The sequence below is a fragment of the Arthrobacter yangruifuii genome, assembly GCF_009192775.1.
Classification (GTDB): Bacteria; Actinomycetota; Actinomycetes; order Actinomycetales; family Micrococcaceae; genus Arthrobacter_B; species Arthrobacter_B yangruifuii.
Genome location: NZ_VTFX01000003.1, coordinates 1 through 19,744, shown reverse-complemented (window position 1 = coordinate 19,744; position 19,744 = coordinate 1). Strand labels below are relative to the sequence as shown.

General features: G+C 65.6%; 17 protein-coding genes and 2 tRNA genes. 7 read left to right on the top strand and 12 right to left on the bottom strand.

The genetic code is table 11. From position 1 onward, the window contains the following. Positions 1-39 precede the first annotated feature (39 nt). The 6 genes from GD627_RS06745 to GD627_RS06720 all read right to left on the bottom strand — a co-directional run bounded on the left by GD627_RS06745 (position 40) and on the right by GD627_RS06720 (position 5,327). Complete coding sequence (locus GD627_RS06745) at positions 40-675, bottom strand: mycothiol-dependent nitroreductase Rv2466c family protein (protein WP_152271893.1); 636 nt, start codon at positions 673-675, stop codon at positions 40-42. A 68-nt stretch (positions 676-743) separates the two neighbouring features. Then, entirely contained in the window at positions 744-2,036 is a 1,293-nt protein-coding gene (gene clpX, locus GD627_RS06740) for an ATP-dependent Clp protease ATP-binding subunit ClpX (RefSeq protein ID WP_152271892.1), read from the bottom strand. Positions 2,037-2,204: 168 nt separating this feature from the next. Further along, complete coding sequence (locus GD627_RS06735; RefSeq protein ID WP_146361737.1) at positions 2,205-2,879, bottom strand: ATP-dependent Clp protease proteolytic subunit; 675 nt, start codon at positions 2,877-2,879, stop codon at positions 2,205-2,207. A 47-nt stretch (positions 2,880-2,926) separates the two neighbouring features. Further along, positions 2,927-3,547: an ATP-dependent Clp protease proteolytic subunit gene (locus GD627_RS06730; RefSeq protein WP_146361736.1), complete on the bottom strand. Its 621-nt coding sequence runs from the start codon at positions 3,545-3,547 to the stop codon at positions 2,927-2,929. A gap of 288 nt (positions 3,548-3,835) precedes the next feature. Next, positions 3,836-5,200, bottom strand: a complete 1,365-nt coding sequence (gene tig, locus GD627_RS06725) for a trigger factor (RefSeq protein WP_146361735.1) — start codon at positions 5,198-5,200, stop codon at positions 3,836-3,838. Positions 5,201-5,253: 53 nt separating this feature from the next. Then, a tRNA-Pro gene (locus GD627_RS06720) sits at positions 5,254-5,327 on the bottom strand. 149 nt (positions 5,328-5,476) lie between these two features. Here GD627_RS06720 and GD627_RS06715 point away from each other — a divergent pair. Beyond that, positions 5,477-5,550: transfer RNA gene (locus tag GD627_RS06715), tRNA-Gly, on the top strand. 67 nt (positions 5,551-5,617) lie between these two features. On the opposite strand, the gene GD627_RS06710 is transcribed toward GD627_RS06715, so the two are convergent. Further along, positions 5,618-6,514: an Fpg/Nei family DNA glycosylase gene (locus GD627_RS06710; protein WP_152271891.1), complete on the bottom strand. Its 897-nt coding sequence runs from the start codon at positions 6,512-6,514 to the stop codon at positions 5,618-5,620. Next, entirely contained in the window at positions 6,514-6,984 is a 471-nt protein-coding gene (locus tag GD627_RS06705) for a ribose-5-phosphate isomerase (RefSeq protein WP_152271890.1), read from the bottom strand. Before GD627_RS06705 ends, GD627_RS06710 begins: the two co-directional genes overlap by 1 nt. 272 nt (positions 6,985-7,256) lie before the next feature. Here GD627_RS06705 and GD627_RS06700 point away from each other — a divergent pair, with 272 nt between their 5' ends. From GD627_RS06700 to GD627_RS06680, 5 genes are all read left to right on the top strand, one after another. Continuing rightward, positions 7,257-10,490, top strand: coding sequence for a zinc-dependent metalloprotease family protein (locus GD627_RS06700; protein ID WP_152271889.1), 3,234 nt, complete (start codon positions 7,257-7,259; stop codon positions 10,488-10,490). A gap of 194 nt (positions 10,491-10,684) precedes the next feature. Then, positions 10,685-13,237 (top strand): aminopeptidase N, encoded by a 2,553-nt coding sequence (gene pepN / locus GD627_RS06695; RefSeq protein ID WP_146364307.1) that lies wholly within the window; start codon positions 10,685-10,687, stop codon positions 13,235-13,237. A 58-nt stretch (positions 13,238-13,295) separates the two neighbouring features. Further along, complete coding sequence (locus GD627_RS06690; RefSeq protein ID WP_152271888.1) at positions 13,296-13,778, top strand: OsmC family protein; 483 nt, start codon at positions 13,296-13,298, stop codon at positions 13,776-13,778. Positions 13,779-13,865: 87 nt separating this feature from the next. Continuing rightward, positions 13,866-14,534 carry a mechanosensitive ion channel family protein gene (locus GD627_RS06685; RefSeq protein WP_246165373.1) on the top strand — a complete coding sequence of 223 codons (669 nt, stop codon included), beginning with the start codon at positions 13,866-13,868 and terminating at the stop codon, positions 14,532-14,534. Then, positions 14,527-15,015 carry a globin gene (locus tag GD627_RS06680; RefSeq protein WP_152271887.1) on the top strand — a complete coding sequence of 163 codons (489 nt, stop codon included), beginning with the start codon at positions 14,527-14,529 and terminating at the stop codon, positions 15,013-15,015. The genes GD627_RS06685 and GD627_RS06680 overlap by 8 nt, the downstream gene beginning before the upstream one ends. 18 nt (positions 15,016-15,033) lie before the next feature. Here the strand turns inward: GD627_RS06680 and GD627_RS06675 are convergent, their stop codons facing one another. Together GD627_RS06675 and GD627_RS06670 are read right to left on the bottom strand one after the other, a co-directional pair. After that, positions 15,034-15,696 carry a DUF8185 domain-containing protein gene (locus GD627_RS06675; protein WP_152271886.1) on the bottom strand — a complete coding sequence of 221 codons (663 nt, stop codon included), beginning with the start codon at positions 15,694-15,696 and terminating at the stop codon, positions 15,034-15,036. Continuing rightward, the gene (locus GD627_RS06670) at positions 15,697-16,176 is read right to left on the bottom strand and encodes an acyl-CoA thioesterase (RefSeq protein ID WP_194265989.1); all 480 of its coding nucleotides are present in this window, start codon (positions 16,174-16,176) and stop codon (positions 15,697-15,699) included. It abuts the gene before it with no gap. Between the two features lie 149 nt (positions 16,177-16,325). On the opposite strand from GD627_RS06670, the gene GD627_RS06665 reads away from it, so the two are divergent. Continuing rightward, entirely contained in the window at positions 16,326-17,210 is an 885-nt protein-coding gene (locus tag GD627_RS06665) for an acyl-CoA thioesterase (RefSeq protein ID WP_152271884.1), read from the top strand. A 97-nt stretch (positions 17,211-17,307) separates the two neighbouring features. Here GD627_RS06665 and ettA read toward each other — a convergent pair whose 3' ends face one another. Then, the gene (gene ettA / locus GD627_RS06660) at positions 17,308-18,990 is read right to left on the bottom strand and encodes an energy-dependent translational throttle protein EttA (protein WP_146364318.1); all 1,683 of its coding nucleotides are present in this window, start codon (positions 18,988-18,990) and stop codon (positions 17,308-17,310) included. Between the two features lie 150 nt (positions 18,991-19,140). Continuing rightward, positions 19,141-19,623 carry a DUF6993 domain-containing protein gene (locus tag GD627_RS16775; RefSeq protein WP_246165372.1) on the bottom strand — a complete coding sequence of 161 codons (483 nt, stop codon included), beginning with the start codon at positions 19,621-19,623 and terminating at the stop codon, positions 19,141-19,143. Positions 19,624-19,744: the final 121 nt, after the last annotated feature.

Here is a 19,744-nt window from a genome sequence, read left to right as displayed (position 1 = left end):
TATTTCCGGCCGGGCGTTCTGTTTAACGCAGGGAAGCGGTTAGTCGAACCGAGGGCTCTCGCTACGGCTGCGCTTGAGTTCGAAGAACGCGGGGTTCGAGGCCAGCATGACCGCGCCGTCAAACATGGCCCCGGCTTCTTCGCCGCGCGGGATACGGGTCAGCACCGGACCGAAGAAAGCGGTCCCGTTGAAGGCCACGATGGGGGTTCCGACGTCGTCGCCCACCTTTTCGATGCCTTCCTTGTGCGAGGCCCGCAGCTGGGCGTCATACTCGTCGGTTTCCGCGTACCCGGCCAGCTCGGCCGGCAGGCCGACCTCGGCCAGCGATTCCCGGATGACCGCGGGGAAGTCATCGCTTCCGCCGATGTGGATGCGGGTTCCCATGGCGTCGTACAGCTTCTTCACGTACTCGGCGCCGTGCAGTTCCTGGGCCGCAATGATGACGCGCACCGGGCCCCAGGCCGCGTTCATCCGCCGGCGGTAGTCCTCGGGCAGGTCACGGCCCTCGTTCAGGACGGCCAGGCTCATGACGTGCCAGTTGGTGCTGACGTCGCGGACCTGTTCCACTTCACCCATCCAGCGGGAGGTGACCCACGCAAACGGGCACATCGGATCAAACCAGAAATCGGCGGTTGATGCAGAAGCGGCAGGCGTGGCTGAACCGTTGGCTGTCATGGAAACTCCTTTGGAAGCGGTGAACGGCGCAGGGTCGCCCCTGCGTACTTACTCCTGCCAACCCCGGCTCAGGCGGATTTGTTCCTGCGCTTCGTAGCCACGGCGTGGGAGATGAGGGTCGGCTCGGCCTTCTTCTGCACCGTATCCGCCGTAATGACCACGGTGGCTACGTCCTCCTGGCTGGGCAGGTCGAACATGACCGGCAGCAGGACTTCCTCCAGGATGGCCCGCAGGCCGCGGGCCCCGGTGCCGCGGTCCAGTGCCTGGTCCGCGATCGCGTCCAGGGCGCCCTGCTCGAAGGTGAGTTCGACGCCGTCGAGCTGGAACATCTTCTGGTACTGCTTGACCAGCGCGTTCTTGGGTTCGGTCAGGATGCGGATCAGTGCGGTGCGGTCCAGGTTGGAGACGGTGGTGATGACGGGAAGCCGGCCGATGAACTCGGGAATCAGCCCAAATTTCAGCAGGTCCTCCGGCATGACCTCGGCGTAGGAGTCGGTGCCCTTGGTGGTTTCAATCAGCGGGGCACCGAACCCGATGCCCTTGCGGCCGGACCGCGATCCGATGATCTCCTCCAGTCCGGCGAAGGCACCGGCCACGATGAAGAGGACGTTGGTGGTGTCGATCTGGATGAATTCCTGATGCGGGTGCTTGCGTCCGCCCTGCGGCGGCACGGAGGCCACCGTTCCCTCAAGAATCTTCAGCAGGGCCTGCTGCACGCCCTCGCCGGAGACGTCCCGGGTGATTGACGGGTTTTCGCTCTTGCGGGAGATCTTATCGATCTCGTCAATGTAGATGATGCCCTGCTCGGCCTTCTTGACGTCATAGTCCGCGGCCTGGATCAGCTTGAGCAGGATGTTCTCCACGTCTTCACCCACGTAGCCGGCTTCGGTGAGGGCGGTGGCGTCGGCTACGGCGAAGGGGACATTGAGCCGGCGGGCCAGGGTCTGCGCCAGATAGGTCTTGCCGCAGCCGGTGGGGCCGATCAGGAGGATGTTGGACTTGCCGATTTCGACGTCGTCGGCGGCCACTGCATCGGAAAGGTTGCCGGCGCCGCGCGGAGCGTGCCCGGCCTGGATGCGCTTGTAGTGGTTGTAGACCGCCACGGCCAGCGACCGCTTGGCGGGTTCCTGGCCAATGACGTATTCCTGCAGCGAATCGAAGATTTCCCGGGGCTTGGGGAGCTCGAAGGTACCAAGGTCAGCGACCTCGGAGAGCTCTTCCTCGATGATTTCGTTGCAGAGATCGATGCACTCATCACAGATGTACACGCCGGGGCCGGCAATGAGTTTGCGTACCTGCTTCTGGCTCTTTCCGCAGAAAGAGCACTTGAGCAGATCCGTGCTCTCACCAATGCGAGCCATAGTTCAGTCCCCTTAGATGGTCCATTCAAAATCGGTTTCGCAGCATGGGCTGAGCCAACCATGATCCACTCTAGGACACTTGGAGGAGCTATTCAGCAACCAAACGGCCCGTGGTGCGATATTACGCGCCACGGGCCGCAGGAACATGCCGCTTGGCAGCGGCGCAGGTTACATCTTGTTGATGGCCGGGGTCTTGATCTTGCGGGAATCAAGAACCTGGTCGATCAGGCCGTACTCCAGGGCGGAATCGGCGGTCAGGATCTTGTCCCGCTCGATGTCCGTGTTCACCTGCTCGGAGGTGCGGTTGGAGTGCAGCGCGAGGGTGTCCTCGAGCCAGGTGCGCATGCGCATGACTTCCGCCGCCTGGATCTCCAGGTCGGAAGCCTGGCCGCCCTGCCCGCCCGAGAGGGAGGGCTGGTGAATCAGTACGCGGGCGTTGGGCAGTGCCAGGCGCTTGCCCGGGGTGCCGGCGGCCAGCAGCACAGCGGCGGCGCTGGCAGCCTGGCCGAGGCAGACCGTCTGGATCTCCGGGCGGATGTACTGCATGGTGTCGTAGATGGCCGTCATGGCCGTGAACGAACCGCCCGGGGAGTTGATGTACAGGGTGATGTCGCGGTCCGGGTCGGTGGACTCAAGGACCAGCAGCTGGGCCATGATGTCATCAGCGGACGCGTCGTCAACCTGGACGCCGAGGAAGATGATGCGGTCCTCGAACAGCTTGGTGTACGGGTCCTGGCGCTTGAAGCCGTAGGGCGTACGCTCTTCGAACTGCGGCAGGACGTAGCGGCTGGTGGGCATCTGCGGTGCTGCGGCGGAGCCGGCGGTGCCGAAATTATGGTTCATGAATTACTCCTGAAGTCTGCAAATGGAGGGGTGGCTGACCGGGGACCCTAGTCCTCGTCCTTGCCCTCTGCCTGGTCCTGATTGGTTCCGCCGCCGCCGGTCACTCCGCCTGCGTGCGCGGAGATCTTGTCGAAGAAGCCGTATTCGAGGGCTTCCTGCGCGGTGAACCACTTGTCGCGGTCATTGTCCTTGAGGATGGTTTCGACGGTCTGGCCCGTCTGCTCGGCGGTCAGTTCCGCCATCACGCGCTTCATGTTCAGGATCAGTTCGGCCTGGATCTTGATGTCCGAGGCCGTGCCGCCGATTCCGCCGGAGGGCTGGTGCATCAGGATGCGGGCGTGCGGCGTTGCGTAACGCTTGCCCTTGGTGCCGGAGGAGAGCAGGAACTGCCCCATGGAGGCGGCCAGGCCGGTGGCGACCGTGACGACGTCGTTCGGGATGAACTGCATGGTGTCGTAGATTGCCATGCCTGCGGTCACGGAACCGCCGGGAGAGTTGATGTAGAGGAAGATGTCCTTCTCAGGATCTTCCGCGGAAAGCAGCAGAAGCTGGGAGCAGATCGCGTTGGCATTATCGTCCCGGACTTCCGAGCCCAACCAGATGATCCGCTCTTTGAGCAGGCGGTTGTAGATGTAGTCGTCCCGGCCGGCCGGGTCCACCGTAGCCATAGTGGGTGTGTTCGGTGCAGTTGCCATACTGAGTGACCTCTCGCTCTGGCAGGAACGGATGCTGGCCGTGCCAGCGTCTCCTGCCGTTTGTCTCTTCTAGGACACTAGCCTGTTGCGGCGGCGAACCGCTTCGGTTTGCCCGGCTGTTCGCTGACGGCGCACGATGCGCGTCACAGCTGCCTGTGGCGCAGCCCGGGCAGGCAAAGGTCCGCTTAAACGGCAGTGCCGCCGGTTCTTTCGAACCGGCGGCACTGCGGGCGGGCCTCCTCCAGGGAGACCCGGGACAGGCTAGGCCTTGTCGTCGTTCTGCTGCTCTTCGGCTTCCACTGCTTCAGCTTCCACCATTTCGGCCTCGTCGCCTGCGGGGCGGACGAAGTCGGTCAGGTCGATCTCGGCACCCGTGGTGTCGGTGACCTTGGCCAGCTCGAGGACCTTGGCCAGTGCCTTGCGGCGGCGGACCTCGCCGACCATCATCGGCACCTGGCCGCTCTGGTCGATCAGCTGGGCGAACTGGTTCGGATCCATGCCGTACTGGGAAGCGGAGGAAACGATGTAGTCGATCAGCTCGTTCTGGTTGACGCCTACTTCTTCCTTCTCCGCTACAGCGTCGAGGATGATCTCGTTCTTGAAGGCGGCTTCCGTGTTGGCACGAACCTCGGCGCGGTGCTCCTCGGTGTCGTGGTCCGGACCGGAGGTCTGGGCGCTCTCGGAGTTGAAGTGCTGTTCGATCTGCTCTTCGATGACGGATTCCGGAACCGGAACCTCAACGAGCTCGAGCAGCTTCTCCAGGACCTTGTCGCGGGCTTCAACGCCCTGCTCCATGAGCTTGGACTCAGCGGCGCGCTTGACCAGGTCCTCGCGCAGTTCGCCGATGGTGTCGAATTCGCTGGCCAGCTGGGCAAAGTCGTCATTGGCTTCGGGGAGCTCGCGCTCCTTGACGGCCTTGATCGTGACGGTCACCTCGGCGTCGGCTCCGGCGTGCTCACCGCCGGCCAGCTTGGTGTTGAACGTGGCGGATTCGCCGCTGCTCAGGCCGGTGACGGCCTCGTCCATACCTTCGAGCATGGTGCCGGCGCCCACCTGGTAGGACAGGTCAGCGGCGGAATCCACCTCTTCACCGTCAACCTTGGCAACCAGGTCCATGGTCAGGAAGTCGTCGGCAGCCGCGGGGCGGTCCACGGACTTCAGCGTGCCGAAGCGGCTGCGCAGTTCGTCCAGGGCCTTGTCGACGTCGGCGTCGGAAGCCTCGGCGGGCTCGACGGTGACCTCGAGGCCGGCGTAGTCCGGCAGCTCGATCTGGGGGCGGATGTCCAGCTCAACGGTGAAGACCAGCTGGCCTTCGTCGGTGGCGGGGTCCGGTACTTCGGTGATCTCAACCTCGGGACGGCTCAGCGGGCTGATGCCGGTCTCCTGGACGGCTTCTGCGTAGAAGCCGTTCAGTCCGTCGTTGATAGCCGTCTCGAGGACGTAGCCGCGGCCTACGCGCTGATCGATGAGGCGGTTGGGAACCTTGCCCTTGCGGAAGCCCGGGACCTGCACCTGGGTGGCGATGGTCTTGTAGGCCTCGTCGATGCTCGGCTTCAGTTCCTCGAACGGAACTTCGACGTTGAGCTTTACCCGCGTGGGTGTGAGGTTTTCTACGGCGCTCTTCACAGCGTAAGTACTCCTGAGGTTCTGGGATTGGTCTGCACCATGGTTATACAGAGTCGGGGTGACAGGATTTGAACCTGCGACTTCCTGCTCCCAAAGCAGGCGCTCTTCCAAGCTGAGCTACACCCCGTCAGTGCACCTGACAGCCTACCTGCCTTGAAGCTGGTATGACGAATTTCCCTTCTTCAGGAGAAAATCCGCCCCGGCCGGGGACCGGTTGGAGGCCGATTACTCATGGCCCGTAAACGCGTGCTAAGGTAAAACCTGCCTTACGGCGCCGGGGATGTAGCTCAATGGTAGAGCCTCAGTCTTCCAAACTGATTACGCGGGTTCGATTCCCGTCATCCCCTCCACTTTAGAAGGGCCTTCCGCTGCAGCGGAAGGCCCTTTCCGGTTTTAACGGTCCGGCACTGCCCCGTCTTAGTCAGCCTGGCAGGCCGGGCACCAGAACAGGTTGCGGGCACCCATCTCCGTTCCCGCCACCGCGGTTCCACAGCGCCGGCACGGGAGCCCGGTGCGTTTGTAGACGTAATGCGCTTCCGACGGCGGGACCGGTTCGCCCGCGTCCGCGCGGTCCTGCGGTTCGGTGGTGATAATCCTGCCCTGCCGCACGCCGTCGTTCATCAGGTGCACAATGTCATCCCACAGCGCCGCGGCATCGGCCTCGTCCACGCTGCGGCCGAGCCGCCAGGGTGAGATCCGGGCGCGGAAGAGCACCTCCGCCCGGTAGACGTTGCCCACGCCGGCCAGCACCTCCTGGTTCATCAGGAGCAGGCCGATGGGCGAGCCCTTACTGCGAAGGCGCCGCGTGAATTCAGCGGCGCCCTCGGAGCCGTCCGCCCCGTCCGCGAGCGGGTCCGGCCCGAGCCTGGCGAGCACCTTGGCCCGCTCGGCTTCGGTGACCACCTCGCAGGCGGTGGGGCCGCGCAGATCCGCCCAGCCGTGGTCGGAGACCAGCCGGACCCGCACCGCTCCCTTCGGCTCGGGCGGCCCGGCGTAGCCCGCTCCGCCGTCGCCGGCCACCTCCCGCTCCCCCACCCGCCGCGGGGCACCGATGGTGGAGGCACCGGCGAAGGTTTCATCCCCGCCGAAGTCGAAGGCGCCGTACAGGCCCAGATGGATGCGCAGGTAAAGGTCGTTGCTGAAGTGCAGGAACAGCTGTTTGCCGTGGGCTTCCGCCGCCTCCAGGACGTGTCCATCCAGCAGGGCGGCGCCGGCGGCAAAGCGGCCCTGCGGGCTGCTCACGGCCAGCCGCGCGCCTCCGAAGACCGAGGTGAACTGCCGGGCCAGACGGTGGATCGAATGGCCCTCGGGCATTAGAGGGTTGAGCCCGTGGTTTCGTACCGTGCGATCTGCGCAATGCGGCGTACGTGCCGTTCCGCGTTGCTGAAGGGTTCGGCGAGGAAGGCCTCGATGATCTCCGTGGCCTCCTCGACGCTGTGCTGGCGGCCGCCGACGGCCACGACATTGGCGTCATTGTGCTGCCGGGCGAGCCTGGCGGTGTCCAGGTTCCAGGCCAGCGCAGCCCGGACGCCGCGCACTTTATTGGCCGCTATCTGCTCGCCGTTCCCGGACCCGCCCAGCACGATCCCCAGGGCTTCGGTTCCGGCTTCCAGATCCCGGACCACGGCCTCGGCTGCGTCAATGCAGAAGGCCGGGTAATCGTCTTCGGCATCGTATTCGCGGGGACCGTGGTCAACCACGTCATACCCCTTGCCCGTGAGGTGGGTGATCAGGTGGGAGCTCAGGTCCATGCCTGCATGGTCGGTCGCAATGTGGACGCGCATTTGAGATAAGTCCGTTTCTTCGGGGAGGGAAAAGACCCTTCCAGCCTAGCTTCCGCGCCGCGGCTGCCTCCACTTTCCACGGCGCCGACGATCATTTCCGCTTACATGTCCCGGACGTGTGCCGATAGACCACTGTGGACACGCCCGCCGATTATTCTTGCGCGGCTTGGTTCTCCACCTCGGACGCGGGCGTTGCGGTCACTAGACGCTGAGTGCCCGCCAGGACTCGCTCTACAAGGACTAATCCATTGAAAAGTGCAAAAATCGCAGTTTTGGCTCTGCTCGCTGCCTCTCTGACGGCCGGGGGGCTTCCCGCACAGGGACTGGTTTCCCCCGGTGCGCCCGTGCAGTCCCAGGCGCCGGCACCGACGGATCTGGAAAAGGCTCCCGCCCGGCAGTCCGATCCGACGGAGACCGCCGTACCCGCCCCGGCACCTTCCGGCACTCCCGATCTCAAGCTGACGCTTCCCGGGTCCACGGCTCCTGCAGCCACACCCGCCCCGGCTCCGGCCGCCGCTACCACGGCGACTCCCAGCGCTGAGGCTGAAGAGTCGGAAGACGACAAAGACAAGGGCTACGAACCGGTGGTCGGCGGCGGCTTTCCCGTCCCGGGACCCGCGACCCCCCTGGTGACCGACCCCGACGGAACAGTCCGGTCCGCCGTCGAAACTGACATCTCCGCGATGCATGACGAGGGTGTCCAGTCCTTCAGCAGCACGACGGGCGGTGCGAGCACCGCGGGTGCCGCGTCCCGAAGCGGAACCATCCAGGTGACCATGGTGTTCGCGACGCTTAAAGACAATAAGAATAGCGTGGACCAGCAGGCGGCGAAGAAATCCATCACGGCGGCCAATGATTACTGGCGCGCCATGTCCAACGGCCGGCTGGGCATGGAAATCGTCGCCACGAAGTCCATCAACAGCACTGCGAACTCCGGCCAGGACTACGCGTCCATGATGAATACCATTCGGCGGGACCTCCAGTGGTACGAAGACCCCAACGAAGCCCTGGTGGTTTTCGTCCCGGCAGGGGATCTGCGCAGCGGCGGCTACGGCGGCATTCTCGGCGGCGGCTGGACCAGCGGACCGACGAGCGGTTCCGTGCTCATGCCCAAGCCGTCCGGTTTCACCAACAACGTGGTGACGCATGAGCTCGGTCACGTCCTCGGGCTCCTGCACGCCAACAGCCTCAAGTGCAACAACGGCCGGGCCGACGTCGGCGTCGGCAGCAACGGCAACTGGAACGACGGTTCCTGCACGTCCCGTGAATACGGGGACACGTCCGACCTCATGGGCTACGCCCAGTACAGCCTTCCCGTCATCAACTCCTACTTCTGGGATGCCGGAGTGTTCGGCCGCGGCAACGAAATCCGCAACGTCGGCACCCCCGGTTCCTCAGCGACCTACACGTTGCTTCCCTGGGCCGGAACCGCCGCCAACCGTGCGGTGAAGTTCAAGGACACCTCCGGGGAAACCTACTACCTGGAGCTGCGTACACCGGTTGGCTATGACGCCGGAACCGCCGTCGGCGGAAACCGCGGCGTCAAGATCGTCAAGGCCGACCTTGCCAACAACTGGGCGGTCAACTCCCTGGTGGTAGCGCCGAATACCCGGGACTTCGCCGGATACACAAACGCCAACAGCACCTGGCAGGCCGGACAGACCTTCACCACCCATGCCGGAACCACCGTGCGGATCAACTCGGTCACTGCCGGCTCCGCGTCAATCACCATCAAGAACGGTGCCGCCGGGCGTGCCGCAGGACCCATCGCAGCAGCACGCGCAGCCCACCCGGAACTTGGTGCCGCGGTTTCGGACGTAGTCGACGGCGGCCTTAACGATGGTGCGTACCAGAACTTCGCCAAGGGTGCCATCCTCTGGTCCCCCGCCACCGGAGCCAAGGTTTCTCCGAACGGCGCCATCCGCACCGCCTACCAGAAGTCAGGCTTCGAGAACGGCCCGCTCGGCTACCCTCGAAGCGACGAAATGACGATTCCCGGCGGCAAATACCAGGACTTCACCAACGGCTCCATCCTCTGGTCCTCCGCCACCGGAGCGCAGATCTCAGTGAACGGCGCCATCCGCACCGCGTACCAGAAGTCAGGCTTCGAAGGTGGTCCGCTCGGCTTCCCCACCAGCGGTGAAGTGACCATTCCCGGCGGCAAGTACCAGAACTTCGCCAAGGGAGCCATCCTCTGGTCCTCCGCCGCCGGAGCCCAGGTCTCACCCAACGGCGCCATCCGCACCGCCTACCAGAAATCCGGCTTCGAGAACGGAGCGCTCGGCTTCCCCACCAGCGGTGAAGTGACCATCAAGGGCGGCAAATACCAGAACTTCACCAAGGGCGCCATCCTCTGGTCCTCCGCCACCGGAGCGCAGATCTCGGTGAACGGCGCCATCCGCACCGCGTACCAGAAATCAGGCTTCGAAGGTGGTCCGCTCGGCTTCCCCACCAGCGGTGAAGTGACCATTCCCGGCGGCAAGTACCAGAACTTCGCCAAGGGAGCCATCCTCTGGTCCTCCGCCACCGGAGCCCAGGTCTCACCCAACGGCGCCATCCGCACCGCCTACCAGAAATCCGGCTTCGAGAACGGCCCGCTCGGCTTCCCCACCAGCGGTGAAGTGACCATCAAGGGCGGCGTGTACCAGAACTTCACCAAGGGCGCCATCCTCTGGTCCTCCGCCACCGGAGCCCAGGTCTCGCTGAACGGCGCCATCCGCACCGCGTACCAGAAGTCAGGCTTCGAAGGCGGCCCCCTGGGCTTCCCGACCAGCGGCGAGGTTTCCGCGTCGGGCGGCAAATACCAGAACTTCGCCAAGGGCACCATTTACTGGACGGCGTCCACCGGCGCCCAGGTTTCCCCGAACGGATCCATTCGGGATGCCTACAAAAAGGCGGGACAGCAGGGCGGAACGCTTGGCTTTCCCACCAGCGGTGAAGTGACCATCAAGGGCGGCAAGTACCAGAACTTCACCAAGGGCGCCATCCTCTGGTCCTCCGCCACCGGAGCCCAGGTCTCGCTGAACGGCGCCATCCGCACCGCGTACCAGAAGTCAGGCTTCGAAGGCGGCCCCCTGGGCTTCCCGACCAGCGGCGAGGTTTCCGCGTCGGGCGGCAAATACCAGAACTTCGCCAAGGGCACCATTTACTGGACGGCGTCCACCGGCGCCCAGGTTTCCCCGAACGGATCCATTCGGGATGCCTACAAAAAGGCGGGACAGCAGGGCGGAACGCTTGGCTTTCCCACCAGCGGTGAAGTGACCATCAAGGGCGGCAAGTACCAGAACTTCACCAAGGGCGCGATCCTCTGGTCCTCCGCCACCGGAGCCCAGGTCTCGCCCAACGGCGCCATCCGCACCGCGTACCAGAAGTCAGGCTTCGAGTCCGGCCGGCTCGGCTTCCCGAAGTCCGGGGAATATGCCGTGGGCAAAACCCGTGTGCAGGATTTCCAGGGCGGCAAAATTACGCTGGAAACCAACGGAAAGACCACCACCCGCTTCAACTAGGGGAATTCCGGATCCACCGGTGGCAGGCATAGGAGAGGGGCGGATTGCTAAGGCAATCCGCCCCTCTCTTGCTTGGCAGGTCCCCAGCAGTGAGAGAATGTTGCACAAGATCAACAGTGTCCGGTGAATTCACGGATTTTCCCGAAAACGCCGGCCCCTTTTCCTTCCCTTCGAAAGGCCCTGCCTTGCCCGGTATGAATCTCACGCGCTCCGAAGCCCGTGAACGCGCAGAATTGCTCAGCGTCGAGTCCTATGACGTCAATCTTGACCTGACCCGAGGAGAGACGGTGTTCGGCAGCACCACCGTCGTTCGGTTCTCGGCCCGCCCCGGAACCTCAACTTTCATCGACGCGGTGACCGACACGGTCCACCGGATCACGCTGAACGGCGTGCCGCTGGATCCCGCCGAAGTGTCCGACGGCGTACGTATCTCCCTGCCGAACCTCGCTGCGTCCAACGAACTGGTGGTGGAGGCCGACGCCCGCTACATGAACACCGGCGAGGGCCTGCACCGCTTCGTGGACCCTGTGGACAACGAGGTGTACCTCTACTCGCAGTTCGAGGTTCCGGATTCACGCCGCATGTTCGCAGTGTTCGAGCAGCCGGACCTGAAGGCGACGTTCCGCTTCACGGTCACCGCCCCGTCATACTGGGACGTCATTTCCAACTCCCCCACCCCGGAGCCCGTCCCCGCCGGCGACCTGGCCGATCCCACCCCCAGCTCCACCTGGAGCTTTGAACCCACGCCGCGGATTTCCTCCTACATCACCGCGCTGATCGCCGGTCCGTACCAGAATGTGCGCAGCGAACTGACCAGCTCGGACGGGCGCACCATTGCGCTGGGCGTTTTCGCCCGCCGGTCGCTGATGCAGTACATGGACGCGGAAAACATCTTCGAACTGACCCGCCAGGGTTTTGCCTTCTACGAAGAGCAGTTCGGCACCCCGTACCCGTTCGAGAAATACGACCAGCTTTTTGTTCCGGAGTTCAACGCCGGGGCCATGGAAAATGCCGGTGCCGTCACCTTCCTGGAAAGCTACGTCTTCCGTTCCCGGGTCACCGACGCAACAGTTGAACGCCGCGCCGTGACCATCCTGCACGAACTTGCCCACATGTGGTTCGGGGACCTGGTCACCATGCGCTGGTGGAACGACCTGTGGCTGAACGAGTCCTTTGCCGAGTTCATGTCCACCCTGGCCGCGGCCGAGGCCACCGAGTTCCGGCAGGCCTGGACCACGTTCGCGTCGCTGGAAAAGGCCTGGGCCTACCGTCAGGACCAGCTGCCCACCACGCACCCCATCGTCGCTGAAATCCGTGATCTGGAAGACGTCCAGGTCAACTTCGACGGCATCACCTACGCCAAGGGCGCTTCGGTGCTGAAGCAACTGGTGGCCTGGGTCGGCCAGGATAAGTTCATGGCCGGGGTGCGTGAATACTTCGGCAAGCACGCCTGGCACAACACGGAACTCAATGACCTGCTCTCCGAGCTGGAAACAGCCAGCGGCCGGGACCTCAAGGAATGGTCCGCCCAGTGGCTGGAAACCGCCGGCGTCAACACGCTGCGCCCCGAACTCGAAACCGCGCAGGACGGCACCATCACCTCCTTCACCGTGCTGCAGAGCGCCATCGAGGAATACCCCACCCTGCGCCCGCACCGCCTCGCCATCGGCTTCTACAACGCCGACGGTGAGGGCCGGCTGCAGCGCACCCACCGGGTGGAGCTCGACGTCGACGGCGCACGCACCGAGGTACCGGAGCTCGTCGGCCAGCCGCGCCCGGAGCTGCTGCTGCTCAATGACGACGATCTGGCCTACGCGAAGATCCGGCTCGACGAGGTCTCGCAGCACACCGCCACCCGGAACCTGCGCAGCATCGCCGACTCCCTGCCCCGCACGCTCGTCTGGGCTGCTGCCTGGGATGCCGCCCGGGATGCGGAAACCCCGGCACGCAACTACGTGGAACTGGTTCTCCAGAACATCGCCTCGGAGTCCGATTCCACCGTCGTCCAGGTGCTGCTGCGCCAGCTGGCCACCACGCTGGCCTTCTACGTCAGCCCCGCGGACCGCGAAGCCATGACCGTGGCCGCTGCGGACAGCCTCTGGGCCCTGGCATCCGCCGCGGAGCCGGCTTCGGATTCACAGCTGCAGTTCGTCAAGGCCTTCGCCGCGCACGCCGTGTCCGGGGAACAGCTGGACACGCTGGCAGGGCTGTTCGACGGCAGCCGGTCCCTTGAAGGGTTGTCCATCGACTCGGACCTGCGCTGGGAACTGCTCACGGGCCTGGTCGTCGGCGGCCGGAGGAGCGCCGAGGACATCGACGCCGAGCTCGAGCGCGATGCCACCGCCACGGGTGCCCTGGCCGCCGCCATGGCACGGGCCGCCCTGCCCACGGCCGAAGCCAAGGCAGCCGCCTGGGAGGCCATTGTGGAGCGTTCGGACATGCCCAACGCCGCCCAGCGTTCTGCCATCGCCGGCTTCATGCGGGTCCATGACACCGCACTGCTGGAACCGTACGCACAGAAGTACTTCGACTCGATCCGGGACGTTTGGGGAAGCCGTACCCACGAAATCGCCCAGCAGATCGCCGTCGGACTGTACCCCACCCGGCTGACCCGGCAGGACACGGTGGACCGCACCGATGCCTTCCTGGCCGAGCTGGGCACGGACTCCCCCTCCCTGCGCCGGCTCATCCTGGAAAACCGGGACGGAGTGGTCCGCGCACTGAAGGCCCAGGACGCCGACAGGTAAACGGCCCTGCCGCCGCGGTTTCCCTTCCGCCGCGGGCAAAGACGGTAGCTTGGAGAGCGTGAATCTCTCCGAACACCGTTACACGCTCGAGCTGGAATGGACGGGAAACCGCGGCGGCGGCACTGCGTCCTACCGCGGCTACGGCCGCGACCACATCATCAGGGCGGCCGGACTGCCGGACCTGCCCGGTACCGCGGACCCCACGTTCCACGGTGACCGGGACCGCTGGAACCCCGAACAGCTGCTGCTGGCCGCGCTGTCACAGTGCCACATGCTCTCCTACCTGCATGTGGCCGTCCGGCACGGCATCCGCGTCCTGGGCTATACGGATTCCCCCGAAGGCACGCTGCGGCTCAACCGGGACGGCAGCGGGGAATTCACCTCCGTGCTGCTGCGCCCCTCGGTCACCATCGACGGCGCCGGCGGGCCCGCCGCCGTCGAGCTGGCCACCGGACCAATGCACGCCGAAGCGAACAGCCTGTGCTTCATCGCGCGGAGCGTGAACTTTCCGGTCGAGCACCGGCCGGCGACGGTGTCCTGACCTCAGGATGCCGTCCCTTAGGCTGCCCGCCCGGGTAGCCTTAACCGCAGACCACTGCCCCGCAACCCAAAGGATGAACAGCTCCCCGTGCTTTCCGCTTCCGAAATTGACCTCTCCTCAGTGACCGTCAATGATTTTGACTTTTCCGGCCTCATTGAGGCCGCCGTGATTGTCCTGGCCGCGACCGGCGTCTGGTTTGCTGCACGTTTCCTGATCGGCCGGATGGTGGCCCGCGCGCAGAAGGGCTACTCCCTCTTCCACGGCTCGAAGCTCAAGTGGGCGCAGCCGGTGATGCGCAACCTGGATAAGAAGCGCCGCGCCCAGCGGGCCGACACCATCGGTGCCCTGCTGCGCAGTGCCGTCAACGTCTCCATCTGGACCGTCGCGATCATCATGGTCCTGGATGCCGTGGGGATCAACATTGCCCCGCTGCTGGCCAGCGTAGGCATTGTGGGCATCGCCCTCGGTTTCGGTGCCCGGGAGCTCATCCGCGACGCCTTGGCCGGCTTCTTCATCACCATTGAGGACCAATACGGCATCGGCGACGTCATTGAAGTCGGAGACACCGCCGGCACGGTCCAGTCCGTCGGGATCCGGATCACGCGGATCATCGATGACCGCGGCGTCATCTGGTACATCCGCAACGGCGAGATCGCCAAGATCGGCAACCGGTCACAGGGCACCTACGTGGGAGAAACCGCGCCGGAACCGGCCGGGGAAAGCGCACTCAAGGACGGTGTGGCCGCCAATGACTGACCCGACGCCGGAACCGGCACCCCAGGCACCGCCCAGCGCAGTGTCCCTGCCGCTGAGCCCGGCCCGGCAGCCCACGCCGCAGCCGCAGGCCTTCACGCAGCCGCAGTATACGGAGAACTTCTACGAGGCCGTGGGCGGGCATCCGACCTTCGTTCAGCTGGTCGACGTGTTTTACGCAGGAGTCGCGGATGATCCCCTGATGCGGCCGATGTATCCGGAGGAAGACCTCGGCCCGGCCAAGGAACGCCTGCTGCTGTTCCTCGAACAGTACTGGGGCGGACCGAAGACCTACGGCGAGCAGCGCGGGCACCCGAGGCTCCGAATGCGGCATATGCCCTTCATCGTCACGCCCGCGGCCCGTGATGCGTGGCTGCGGCATATGCGTGCCGCCGTTGATTCACTGAACCTCTCCCCCCTGCACGAGGGGACCCTCTGGGACTATCTGGAACGCGCGGCCCACTCCATGGTCAACTCGGCCTGAACCGGGCGCCGGGAGCGGTTACAGGACCGCCGGCAACCGGATCAGGACGTGCCCGCGGGCGGTGCTCAGCCGCAGCCAGCGTCCGTTGCTGAACAGTGCGGCGTCGGCCTCCGGTTCGTTGACCGGAAGGAACCCGAGCGACAGCGCGGCAAAGGCCGCTCCCGCCGGCACCGGAACCTCGGTTCCGCCCATCGGCTGTGCCCAGACCCTGGCCCGGGCGTTGTGCACGACGGCGGCTCCCGGGCTCTGCGGGAGCATGGCTGCCACCTCGCGGATCCCGCGGTGCGCTGTCTGCTCGAGCAGCTGTACCGGCACCCGGCCGGCAGGCTGCCAGCCGGACCGCGGGGCGAGGATGCCTGCCCACGTTTCGCGGACGGTCATCGGCGGCACCGGAAGCACCGTGTCTGCTGTTCCCATCCGGGCGAGCCGGTCCCCCACCGCGGCCAGGGAGACCGTGGTGTCCACGTCGGCCTCAGCCGCCAGGGCCATGGTCCGCAGGCCCAGCACCGTCGGGGTGTCCTCGCCGAGAATCCGCGGACGCAGGATGCATACGTAGGCCGCGAGGACGGGCCCCACCGCCTGCAGGCGGACCGCCCCGTCGTCCGCCGTCCGGGCCCGGGCAACAAAACTGCGCAGATCCGCGGTGACCTGTGGATCAGCCAGCCGGAGTTCGCTGTCCATCTAGCGCTCCTGTCCGGCGGACGCGGCAGCACGGAACGGCACCGGGTCCCCCAGCCATCCGTGGAGCACCTGCCGCTGTTCGCTCGTGAGCGGCGTCGGCGTGCCGCTGGCGGCTTCAACCTGCACCATTGCTGCTTCGGCGTAGGCGTACACGGTGGAGGCATCTTCATCCGCCAGGCGGAAGCCATAGGACAGGCTGCTGGAGCCGAGCCGGGTGACCCAGACGTCCACCCACACCGGATCCCTCCGGTGCAGCAGGGGCGCCCGGTACTCGATTTCCTGCCGGGCCACATAGATTGCCGCGCGGTCCCCGGTCAGGTCGCGGAAGCTGCCCGGCCCGCCGGCGTCCTCCGGAAGCGGCAGCAGGCCCAGCTGGACCCGTGCTTCCTCGAGGAACTGGACAAACGCGACATTGTTGACGTGGCCGTTGGGATCTTGGTCGCCGAACCGCAGCTGGATGGGAAAACGATGCACAGACATGCCCTCCATCCTCCCAGAGAGTGAGCTTTGCCCTAAAACGGCGCCGCCGGGACGCCCGCGTTGTTACTGACCGGTACGTTTAACCCAAGAGTCTTCCGCGGTCCCTGCCACCGGGCGGCACCGCCCTTCCTGCTAGGAGATAGTTCCTGATGTCCATTGATGAATCCTTCGATCCGACAGCGTCCCTGCTGGAGCTGCTGGACCTGAGTTCCGCCGGCGGCGCGAAGACGTACGAGGATATCTTCGTCGGAGGGTCCCAGTCCGAACCGCGGAAGAGGATCTTCGGCGGACAGGTGCTGGGCCAGTCCCTTGTAGCTGCTTCCCGGACCGTTCCCGAGGACCGGGTAATGCATTCCATGCACGGGTATTTCCTGCGTCCCGGTGACACCGAGCTGCCCATTACCTTCGGCGTGGAGCGGCTGCGGGACGGCCGGTCCTTCTCCGCACGGCGCAGCCACGCCTACCAGAACGGCAAGCCGATCCTGTCCATGATCGCGTCCTTCCAGATCCCCGATTCGGGGCTGGACCACCAGGAAGAGATGCCCGCAGGCATTCCGGAGCCGGAGGACCTGCCGACCACGGCTGAACTGCTTCAGGACTTCGACCACCCCGTGGCCGAGGCCTGGTCACACCGCCGGCCAATGGATATCCGCCACGTCATGGATCCGGTCTACGTCCGTGCCGGACGGGAAAAGACACCGCACAACGCCGTCTGGATGAAGACTTTCAAGCCGATGCCTGACGGCGAGAACCTGCACCGCGCCGCCCTCGCCTATGCCAGCGATTACACCCTGCTGGAACCGGTGCTGCGCGGTCACGGGCTCTCCTGGACCACCCCGGGCATGAGCATCGCCAGCCTGGACCACGCCATGTGGTGGCACCGGCCGGTCCGGGTCGACGACTGGCTGCTCTATGTGCAGGAATCCCCCAGCGCATCCGCCGCCCGGGGACTGTCCACGGGACGGATCTTCAACCGCCGCGGCGAGCTGGTGGCCACGGTTGCCCAGGAGGGCATGGTCCGCATCCCCCAGTAACCGGCCCCGGTGTCCGCGGCACCGGCACGGGAAAACACAAAGGAGCTCCGCTTCCCCCGAGGGAAGCGGAGCTCCTTTGTCTGCCCGCGTGCAGAGACTAGTCGCGCGTCAGGCGGCGGTGCGTCACCCGGTGCGGCTTGGCAGCATCCGGGCCAAGGCGCTCGATCTTGTTCTGTTCGTAGGACTCGAAGTTGCCCTCGAACCAGTACCAGTTCGCCGGGTCCTCTTCGGTTCCCTCGAAGGCGAGGATGTGGGTGGCCACCCGGTCAAGGAACCACCGGTCGTGCGAGACCACCACGGCGCAGCCGGGGAATTCCAGCAGCGCGTTCTCCAGGCTGGAGAGGGTTTCCACGTCAAGGTCGTTGGTGGGCTCATCGAGCAGCAGCAGATTGCCGCCCTGCTTCAGGGTCATGGCCAGGTTCAGGCGGTTGCGCTCACCGCCGGAAAGCACCCCGGCTTTCTTCTGCTGGTCCGGGCCCTTGAATCCGAAGGCCGACACGTAGGCGCGTGAGGGCATTTCCACCTGTCCCACCTGGATGAAGTCCAGACCGTCGGAGACGACTTCCCAGAGGCTCTTCTCCGGGTCGATGCCGCCGCGGGACTGGTCGACGTAGGAGATGCGGACCGAGTCACCGATCTTCAGCTCGCCGCCGTCAAGCGGTTCCAGGCCCACAATGGTCTTGAAGAGGGTGGTTTTACCGACGCCGTTGGGGCCGATGACGCCCACAATGCCGTTGCGCGGCAGGGAGAAGGACAGTCCGTTGATCAGCTGGCGGTCACCGTAGCCCTTCTGCAGGTCCTTGGCTTCCAGCACCAGGGAGCCCAGGCGCGGTCCCGGCGGAATCTGGATCTCTTCGAAGTCCAGCTTGCGGGTGCGCTCGGCCTCCGCCGCCATTTCCTCATAGCGGGCCAGCCGGGCCTTGGACTTGGTCTGGCGTCCCTTGGCGTTGGAGCGGACCCAGTCCAGTTCGTCGGAGAGCCGCTTGGCCAGCTTCTGGTCTTTCTTGCCCTGGACTTCCAGGCGTGCGCGCTTCTTCTCCAGGTAGGTGGAGTAGTTGCCTTCGTACGGGTACAGGTGCCCGCGGTCCACTTCGGCGATCCACTCGGCCACGTGGTCCAGGAAATACCGGTCGTGGGTCACGGCCAGGACGGCGCCGTGGTACGCGGACAGGTGCTGTTCGAGCCAGAGCACGCTCTCGGCGTCGAGGTGGTTGGTGGGCTCATCGAGGAGGAGCAGGTCCGGCTTCTGCAGCAGGAGCTTGCACAGGGCCACGCGGCGTCGCTCACCACCGGAGAGGACCGTCACGTCGGCGTCCGGCGGCGGGCAGCGCAGGGCGTCCATGGCCTGTTCGAGCTGGGAGTCGATGTCCCATGCGTCGGCGGCGTCGATGGCTTCCTGCAGCTTGCCCATTTCGTCAAGGAGGGAATCAAAGTCCGCGTCGGGCTGGGACATTTCTTCGGAGATCTCATTGAAGCGCTGGATTTTGCCGTAAATCTCGCCCACGCCCTCCTGGACGTTGCCGAGGACGGTTTTCTCCTCATTCAGCGGGGGCTCCTGCAGCAGGATGCCCACGGAGTAGCCGGCACTGAGCCGGGCCTCACCGTTGGAGGGGGTGTCCAGTCCCGCCATGATCTTGAGGATGGTGGACTTACCCGCACCGTTCGGGCCCACCACGCCGATCTTGGCGCCGGGGTAGAAGGACATGCTTACGTCGTCGAGGATTACTTTGTCGCCAACGGCCTTGCGGGCCTTGGTCATCGTGTAGATAAATTCCGCCATATCTACAAGGCTAATGTGTCAGCGGCGATATATCCCATTTTCCGGGTTCCGCGCACGGACAGCACGGTGCCCGGTGCGGGCCGCGGCACGGTTTGCGTCAGGACCCGGCGGCCGGCCGGCGGGACGGGTTCCCGGCGTTGAGTCCAGGCGTCAGTTGCCGACGAAGCACGAGCCGTCGGACAGCGGCGGAAGCACGGTCACAGTCGCGGCCCCGTCCCGGACTTCACCGAAAATGCACTCACCGTCATGCACGGCCGCGGCCTGGATGGAGTCAACGTCCAAGCCGGTGGGCGTGCGGTCTGCGGACACCTCCACCGCGTCCGCGGGGAAGCCTGCGGACGTAAAGGCCTCCATCACCGCATCCCGGCCCGGAGCGGGATTGGCGGCCGCCAGCTTCCCCAGCGTGGACTCCAGCGCTGCCGTGACCGCGGCATGGGGTGCGCCGGCCGCGGTCTCCGCCGGAGCGGACTCCGGTGCAGCGGACGCCGACGCCGGTGCCGGCGCCGGAGCCGCATTGTCCTCCCCCGTATCTCCCGAGGAGCTGCACCCGGACAGCCCGACGGCGAGCGCCAGGAGCCCTGCTGCAGCGGCAGCGGCGGGAGCGGTTGGGCGGATTCTGCGGCGCGGCGTCATCCGGCGATTGTGCCACGGGCCGTGCGGCGGGGACAAAGCGGGGGGGGGGGGGGGGGGGGGGGGGGGGGGGGGGGGGGGGGGGGGGGGGGGGGGGGGGGGGGGGGGGGGGGGGGGGGCGCGC

Excerpts from the sequence above, each read along its gene's own strand:
- pepN (WP_146364307.1), top strand. The coding sequence starts at position 10,685 with ATGAATCTCACGCGCTCCGAAGCCCGTGAACGCGCAGAATTGCTCAGC.
- ettA (WP_146364318.1), bottom strand. The coding sequence starts at position 18,990 with ATGGCGGAATTTATCTACACGATGACCAAGGCCCGCAAGGCCGTTGGC.
- GD627_RS06705 (WP_152271890.1), bottom strand. The coding sequence starts at position 6,984 with ATGCGCGTCCACATTGCGACCGACCATGCAGGCATGGACCTGAGCTCC.
- GD627_RS06735 (WP_146361737.1), bottom strand. The coding sequence starts at position 2,879 with ATGAACCATAATTTCGGCACCGCCGGCTCCGCCGCAGCACCGCAGATG.
- GD627_RS06730 (WP_146361736.1), bottom strand. The coding sequence starts at position 3,547 with ATGGCTACGGTGGACCCGGCCGGCCGGGACGACTACATCTACAACCGC.
- clpX (WP_152271892.1), bottom strand. The coding sequence starts at position 2,036 with ATGGCTCGCATTGGTGAGAGCACGGATCTGCTCAAGTGCTCTTTCTGC.
- GD627_RS06745 (WP_152271893.1), bottom strand. The coding sequence starts at position 675 with ATGACAGCCAACGGTTCAGCCACGCCTGCCGCTTCTGCATCAACCGCC.
- GD627_RS16775 (WP_246165372.1), bottom strand. The coding sequence starts at position 19,623 with ATGACGCCGCGCCGCAGAATCCGCCCAACCGCTCCCGCCGCTGCCGCT.
- GD627_RS06675 (WP_152271886.1), bottom strand. The coding sequence starts at position 15,696 with ATGGACAGCGAACTCCGGCTGGCTGATCCACAGGTCACCGCGGATCTG.
- GD627_RS06710 (WP_152271891.1), bottom strand. The coding sequence starts at position 6,514 with ATGCCCGAGGGCCATTCGATCCACCGTCTGGCCCGGCAGTTCACCTCG.
- GD627_RS06670 (WP_194265989.1), bottom strand. The coding sequence starts at position 16,176 with ATGTCTGTGCATCGTTTTCCCATCCAGCTGCGGTTCGGCGACCAAGAT.
- GD627_RS06665 (WP_152271884.1), top strand. The coding sequence starts at position 16,326 with ATGTCCATTGATGAATCCTTCGATCCGACAGCGTCCCTGCTGGAGCTG.
- GD627_RS06680 (WP_152271887.1), top strand. The coding sequence starts at position 14,527 with ATGACTGACCCGACGCCGGAACCGGCACCCCAGGCACCGCCCAGCGCA.